Here is a 6,649-nt window from a genome sequence, read left to right as displayed (position 1 = left end):
TGGGGCTAGCGACCCACAATTTTCACGATACGTTCGGAAAATTCCCGGGGGGATCGCATCAAGACGCATTTCGCGATTTCACCCGGACCAACCCGGATGAGTATCACCACGATGATCGTGGTCGCTGGAGCTATATCACGGTATTGTTGCCGTATCTTGAGCAACAAGCGATGCACGATCAGTTTGTCAGCACCCATGTGGGGGCGGAATTCCCCTGGAACGGCACGACGTTGTTGCGAACGTCCATTCAAACGTTGCTCTGTCCTTCCGATGGAAATTCGGCGACCAACGCCGGCGAAATGGGGCGTAACAGCTACCACGTCAATCGCGGCGATTATTGGAACCCCTGGGATTGGTGGGAATGCCGCGGCGTCTTTGGCAATCAATATCGCGTTACGAAAAAGTTCAGCAGTTTGACCGATGGATCAAGCAATACGCTGTTTCTGACAGAAATGAAGATCGGCGTCATCGGCAGCCAAAAAATTGGCCAAGGGGTCGCCAATAGCGTGGGTTACAGCAATGGAGACGCTCCTAGCATTTGCTCGGCTCGGCGCGGCCCGAACGGCACTTTGACCGGCGGCGTCTACTCGCGCGGAGACAACGAGTTGCCAGGCTGGCGTTGGGCTGACGCGCACACCGTGTTTACGCAATGGCACGTCGTGCTTCCGCCAAACTCCCCTTCTTGCTCGAACGACTCTGGAGGAACAATGGATAACGAGTTGATGACGGCCAGTAGCTATCATCCCGGCGGGGTCAACGTCGTATTTGGCGATGGATCGGTCAAGTTCATGCCCGATACGATCGACGCCGGCGATCCTAGCCTTCGCGTCGCCGACACGGCAAACCCGCCGAGCGAACCGCAGCGATATACGGGTCCGTCTCTCTACGGCGTTTGGGGCTCCTTAGGGACTGCCAGCGGCGGCGAAGTGACGACTCTCCCGTAGTTTAGCGCCGCTCCTGCGGGGGTGGAAGGTCCATGCAACGCCTCGACGGCTCTGGGGAAGTCGAGGCGAAATCGGTTTTATCTGTTTCGAATCATGTAAGGTGGAGTTTGACGCAATGGCTGCGATTCCCAGGTTTTACCAAGGTATCAGTTTGGCGGTTGTCGCCGCGCTCATGGGTTGCACGGGCAATGCAAACGTACTCCAAACCGAGTACGTGGAAGGGGTTGTGACGCTGGACGGAGTTCCCGTCGAAGGCGCGACCGTCGAGTTTGTTCCGACGGTCGAAGAACAAGGGGCGACCGCCAACGGCTATACCGATTCGAGCGGGATCTATCATTTGACCGTCCTGGCGCCTGGCGACGGAAAAGAGGCCGAATTCGCGAGCGGCACCCTTCCTGGCGAATATCAGATCGCGGTCCGAAAAGCGGTCACCGGACCGACGCCGGCGAGTAGTTCTCGCCAAGTGGCCGCCAAAAAGACCTATCTCGTGCCGAAAAAGTACGACAATCCGCGCAATTCGGGGCTCACCGCAACGGTAGAAGCCGGGAGCAACACGATTCCGCTCGAACTGCAGTCCAAATAGTCGTCCTATTGCGGCCAGGCGCCGTCGACGATCGGTTTGGCCGTCAGCTTGGTCGGATCCACCGTCACGTGGCGAATCTTCTTTCGCCGCCAGGTGTAGGTGATGTGGACCAGACCGTCCGGCGTTTGAATCACGGCCGGATACGAAAACTCGCCGGCGCTCTTTTCAAGCACGAGCGCCGCCTCCCATGTTCGCCCATCTTGGCTGACCGCGACGTTGAGCATATTGCGCCCGCTGGGGAAAGGTCCGCTGCGATGGGTGTGGTTGTAGACCAATAGGGCCCGACCATCGGCCAGCATCACGGCGTCGGTTCCGCTGTTCGGATTGGGCAAGCCGGTCGAAACGAGCGGCGTCCAGGTGATTCCCTGGTCGTCGCTCCAGGTCGACCAAACGTTGCCGTTATTGTTACGATCGCGCGCCAAAATCTGCCAACGGCCGTTGGGATAGACCAGCACGCTCGGCTGAATCGCGCCGATCTTGGTTCCATCATTCAGCGGGCCGACGCGGGTCCACGCGCGGCCTTGATCGGACGTTATTTCCAAGTGCAAACGCCAGCCGTGGTTTTCGCTGCTCGAGGGACAGACCAATCGCCCGTCATGCTCGATCGCTTTGTTTTTGACGGGGCCATCGATTCCTTCCGGCAGCCGCTGGGGCTCGCTCCAAGTTACGCCGCTATCGTCGGAAGTCATTAGCATTCCCCACCAGGTGCTGGGGGTGGGCCCGCATTTATAGAACAGCATCAGCGGGCCCTCTTGCGCTTGATGCAGCACCGGGTTCCAGCAAGGATGGCGATGCTCTTTTCCCGTGGGTGAAACGTACTGCACTCCATTGGCGACTTCGACCGGCGTGATCCACTTGCCGTCTACTTGGCGATTGAAATAGATGCCGACATCCTTGGCGCCTTCGCGCGTGCCGCCAAACCAAGCGGCGACAAAACCAGCCGGAGTATGGGCGATTGTCGAAGCATGACAACTATCGTGCGGAGCGCCGTCAGTGAGATACTCCACCGAAACGACCCCCGGCTGTGAGGTGAGCATATCGGTCGCAACCGTCTCGCTGTCTGATTCAGCACTCGCGAGCGAAGCGATCAGCAGCAACAAGAGCGGGAATCCGTAGCGTTTCATGAGGAGGGTCCGGCGGGGACTGGCAGGGCGGAAAGTTGGCGACATGAGCGAGTTTAACGTGTTGCTACAACCGCTGCGAACCTTTTTGCTAGCGATCCCGTAGTTAAGTTTCTACAAACGATTTGCAAAAAGTAGGCCCGCAGCCCTGGACGATCGGGGCTGACTGAACTTCAATAAACGGTTTCCCGGTTCGGTCGAAAATGCTCTCCTAGGGCGATCGACCATTCCCCTTCCCTTGCTCTAACGTTAGACAGACAAGCAACATGCTGCTGCTGGAAAACGTCAAAAAGTCGTACATTGAGCCCAACGGCCAACCGCTTCCGATCCTTGAAATCCCCCGATTTGAGCTATCTGACGCCGAGCAGATGATTCTGATCGGGCGCAGTGGGTGCGGAAAAACGACCCTGCTGCATGTCATCTCAGGGATCAGTCATGCTGACTCTGGCAGCGTGCAGATTGACGGCATCGATCTCCGCCGCTTGTCTGAGCAAGGCCGGGATCGTTTGCGAGCCGAGAAGATTGGCTACGTCTTTCAAACGTTCAACTTGCTGCCGGCCTTTACGGCGCTGGAGAACGTTTTGCTGGGGATGGCCTTCTCGGGCCGCGGAACCGATCGCGGCCGCGCGATCCAACTGCTGGAACGCGTTGGGCTGGCCGAACGCATGAGTCACAAGCCGAAGACGATGTCGGTCGGCGAACAGCAACGCGTCGCCGTCGCGCGAGCGTTGGCGAATCGACCGCGACTACTGTTGGCGGACGAACCGACCGCCAATGTTGATCCGGGCAATCAGCAATCGATCATCGATTTGATTCGCCAAACCTGCAACGAAGAAAAGATTGCTTTGATGATGGTGACGCATTCGCTGGAAGTAGCCGGTCAGTTTGACCGGGTCGAACGTTTGGACGAGATCAATCAATTGAGCAAGGTGACGTCATGACGCGGTGGGCGATTGCATGGCGCAGCGTCACCCAACGGGCGCTCGCATCTAGTTTGACGGCCTTGTCGATGGCGATGGGGGTCGCGTTGGTGACTGCGGTCTTGTTGACCTACGGCATGGTCTCTGACTCGTTCATGGGCAATTCAAACCTGGGATATGGTTTGATCGCCGGAGCCAAAGGAGGCAAGCTGCAGCTGGTCCTCAATACGACTTACTACTTGAGCGAGCCGGTCGAGAACATCCCCTACACGTTCTATCAAGAGTTCCTTTCCGCCGATCAGCAGAAAAAAGAACTGGAGCTAATGCCCGAGAGCACGCTCAGCGAGCTGAAGGATGGCAAGTACGCGGGCAATACGGACTTCGCGATTCCCGTCTGTCTGGGTGACTACTTCAAACGCTTTCGCGTGATCGGAACGCTCCCCAAATTTTTCGAGCTGTTCCGCGATCAATACAACGCCGAAGAGCCGCGCTATCACTTCGCCCAGGGGCGCAACTTCAAAACCTGGGACCAAGAGCATGGCTACTACGAAGCGGTTGTCGGCTCGATTGTCGCGAAGGAAACCGGATTGAAGCTGGGGGATAAGATCGCCGCAGCGCACGGTTCGGACGAAGGACACGCGCATGACGAGTCTCCGTTCATCGTGGTCGGCATTCTGGAACCCTCAGGCACGCCGAACGATCGGGGGGTCTTCATCAACATGGAAGGCTTCTATTTGATGGAGGGGCACGCCAAACCGGTCGACGACGAGGCGCCGGATTCTTCGCCAGAAACCAAAAAAGAGGCCTCCCTCCGCCGTTCTCCGCTGCCGATTGACCAGCGCGAAGTGACGGCGGTGCTGATTCGGACCAATGACCCATTTTCGCCAATTTTTATTCGCAACGCCGTCAACGAGGGAAATGTCGCCCAAGTGGTGCTGCCGGTCTTAGAAATCTCGAATCTGTTTGAATTGATCGTCTCACCGATCCAGACGCTGCTGCTGGTCATCACCGTGATGATCTGCATTGTTTCTGGAATCTCAATCCTGGTAAGCATTTACAACTCCATGAACGACCGCAAACATGAGATTGCGGTGATGCGTGCGTTGGGCGCGAGTCGCGGCACGGTGATGATGGTTATTTTGCTGGAATCGGTCATTTTGTCGGTCGGCGGCGGCCTGATCGGCTGGTTCGTCGGCCACGCGATGATGGCTTCGGCCAGTCCTATGATTGAAGCGAAAACCGGGGTCTCGATCGGCTTTTTTGACCTAGCGCCCCTGCCGATGACGTTTGAATTGTGGATGGGACCCGCCATAATAAATGTGTTGCCTTCCTATCTGCGGGAGTTGCTCAGCCTAGAGCTGCTGATCATTCCCGGCTTGATCCTATTGGCGGTGCTGGTCGGTTTCATACCGGCGTATACTGCTTATAAAACCGATGTGGCCGAGTCGCTCGGCGACTGATCCTTCCCTCCCTGCCTGCGAGAAGTCGATGCGCTCTCTTCTAACCTGGCTTTTGATTTTGACGGTGTTGGCCACGGCTCCGCTGTCGACGGCGTCTGCTTGTCCGTTTTGTGCGGCCGTTTCGCAAACGTTCTCGGAAGAAATCGAGTCGATGGACGTGGCGCTGATCGCCAAGCTCGAGAAGGTTCCGGCGACGACCCCCGATCCAAGTATCGGCGGCGTCAAAGCGAACTTTATCATTACCCAGGTGATCAAAGGGAAAGAGCATTTGAACGACGCCAAGAGCGTCGAAACGCTTTATTACGGCGAAGGTCGCGAAGGACGCAAGTTTCTGATTATGGGCTCGGACCCGACCAATCTGATGTGGTCGACGCCGACGCTGCTCGAAGATTCGACCGTTGACTATATTCTCGGTTCGATCAAGCAGCCGAAAGACGACTATCACCGCCTGATCTACTTCCAGAAGTATCTGGAAGGAAAAGACGACATGGCGTCGCGCGACGCTTATGACGAGTTCGCCAAAGCGCCCTACGATTGGTTGCACTCGCTGAAGCCTGATATGAATCACGATCAATTGATCGAGTGGCTGAAGAACGACGACCTGCAGGCGAATCATCGCCGGCTCTACTTCACCATGCTGGGCGTCTGCGGCAGCAAAGCCGATCTGCCGTTTTTAGAAACGATGCTCAAGAGCGATGATCGCAAACAAAAAGCGGGACTCGACGCGCTGATCGGTTGCTATTTGACCCTCGGCGGCGCTGATGGGATGCCGCTGATCGAGAAGTTGTTTCTGGAAGACAAAGAAGCGGAATACGCCGACACCTACGCGGCGATCATGGCGATTCGCTTTCACGGAACCGAGACCGACATCATTCCGCGTGAGCGTCTGCTGCAAGGGTTGCATTTGATGCTGGATCGCCCGTCGCTGGCCGACCTGGTGATCGTCGACCTTGCGCGTTGGGAAGACTGGTCGGTGATCGATCGACTGTCGACGTTGTTTAAAGAAGCGAATGACGATTCGAGCTGGGTGCGCGTTCCGGTGATTCGCTACTTGATGGCCTGTCCGAAACCGGAAGCCAAAGAAGCGCTGGCCGAACTGGAGAAAGTCGATCCCGAAGCGATGAAGCGGGCCCAAACCTTCTTCCCGTTCCGCAACTCCGGAGTCACGCCGTCACGCGACGCTGAACAAGCGATCGCGATGGCGGACCAAAAAGTCGGCGTGCAGTTGGTTTCGGCGGAAGCGACGCAGGAGCTGACAGCCGATACGGAAACGACCGAAGTCGAAGTCGGCGTCGACGAAGCTCCCCTCAGCGAAGACCAAGACGCGGCCGTAGAAAACATGAACGAAGCGCCGGTCATTGCGACCGACGAAGCGAAAGAACCGTTGACCGAACCTGCGGCCGCAGCATCGGCTGCGGAACGTTTTGCGACCCGCGGCGATCGCTTGTTGGCCGATGCAATACAGAACCCGCAAGCGGTGGAAGCCCCGTCGGCAAATCGACTCGTTCTGGTAGCGACGCCGCTGGTTGTCGGTTTGCTGCTGGCCTTGGGGATGTGGCTGATCTTGCGAAGTCCTTATCAAGCGCCCAGTGCGTAACGCACAAATCCAATCGGTAGCGAA

The 6,649-nt window shown here is 57.2% G+C and carries 6 protein-coding genes; 5 read left to right on the top strand and 1 reads right to left on the bottom strand.

The window, feature by feature from the left end; genetic code table 11:
- Nucleotides 1-944: DUF1559 family PulG-like putative transporter (locus DSM3645_RS01585; RefSeq protein ID WP_002650230.1), on the top strand; the 944-nt coding region annotated here is incomplete at its 5' end.
- 115 nt (nt 945-1,059) lie between these two features.
- Nucleotides 1,060-1,527 carry a carboxypeptidase-like regulatory domain-containing protein gene (locus tag DSM3645_RS01580; protein ID WP_002650229.1) on the top strand — a complete coding sequence of 156 codons (468 nt, stop codon included), beginning with the start codon at nt 1,060-1,062 and terminating at the stop codon, nt 1,525-1,527.
- A gap of 5 nt (nt 1,528-1,532) precedes the next feature.
- Here the strand turns inward: DSM3645_RS01580 and DSM3645_RS01575 are convergent, their stop codons facing one another.
- A complete protein-coding gene (locus DSM3645_RS01575; RefSeq protein WP_002650228.1) occupies nt 1,533-2,651 on the bottom strand; it encodes a sialidase family protein in 1,119 nt (372 codons plus the stop codon).
- A 263-nt stretch (nt 2,652-2,914) separates the two neighbouring features.
- On the opposite strand from DSM3645_RS01575, the gene DSM3645_RS01570 reads away from it, so the two are divergent.
- The 3 genes from DSM3645_RS01570 to DSM3645_RS01560 are packed head-to-tail and all read left to right on the top strand — an operon-like array spanning nt 2,915 to nt 6,625.
- A complete protein-coding gene (locus DSM3645_RS01570) occupies nt 2,915-3,589 on the top strand; it encodes an ABC transporter ATP-binding protein (RefSeq protein ID WP_002650227.1) in 675 nt (224 codons plus the stop codon).
- Nucleotides 3,586-5,028, top strand: a complete 1,443-nt coding sequence (locus DSM3645_RS01565) for an ABC transporter permease (protein WP_002650226.1) — start codon at nt 3,586-3,588, stop codon at nt 5,026-5,028. Before DSM3645_RS01570 ends, DSM3645_RS01565 begins: the two co-directional genes overlap by 4 nt.
- A gap of 28 nt (nt 5,029-5,056) precedes the next feature.
- Nucleotides 5,057-6,625: a hypothetical protein gene (locus DSM3645_RS01560; RefSeq protein WP_002650225.1), complete on the top strand. Its 1,569-nt coding sequence runs from the start codon at nt 5,057-5,059 to the stop codon at nt 6,623-6,625.
- Nucleotides 6,626-6,649 lie beyond the last annotated feature (24 nt).

The sequence above is a fragment of the Blastopirellula marina DSM 3645 genome, from assembly GCF_000153105.1.
GTDB lineage: Bacteria > Planctomycetota > Planctomycetia > Pirellulales > Pirellulaceae > Blastopirellula > Blastopirellula marina.
This window is presented reverse-complemented; position numbering and strand designations above follow the sequence as displayed.

Excerpts from the sequence above, each read along its gene's own strand:
- DSM3645_RS01580 (WP_002650229.1), top strand. The coding sequence starts at position 1,060 with ATGGCTGCGATTCCCAGGTTTTACCAAGGTATCAGTTTGGCGGTTGTC.
- DSM3645_RS01575 (WP_002650228.1), bottom strand. The coding sequence starts at position 2,651 with ATGAAACGCTACGGATTCCCGCTCTTGTTGCTGCTGATCGCTTCGCTC.
- DSM3645_RS01570 (WP_002650227.1), top strand. The coding sequence starts at position 2,915 with ATGCTGCTGCTGGAAAACGTCAAAAAGTCGTACATTGAGCCCAACGGC.
- DSM3645_RS01565 (WP_002650226.1), top strand. The coding sequence starts at position 3,586 with ATGACGCGGTGGGCGATTGCATGGCGCAGCGTCACCCAACGGGCGCTC.
- DSM3645_RS01560 (WP_002650225.1), top strand. The coding sequence starts at position 5,057 with ATGCGCTCTCTTCTAACCTGGCTTTTGATTTTGACGGTGTTGGCCACG.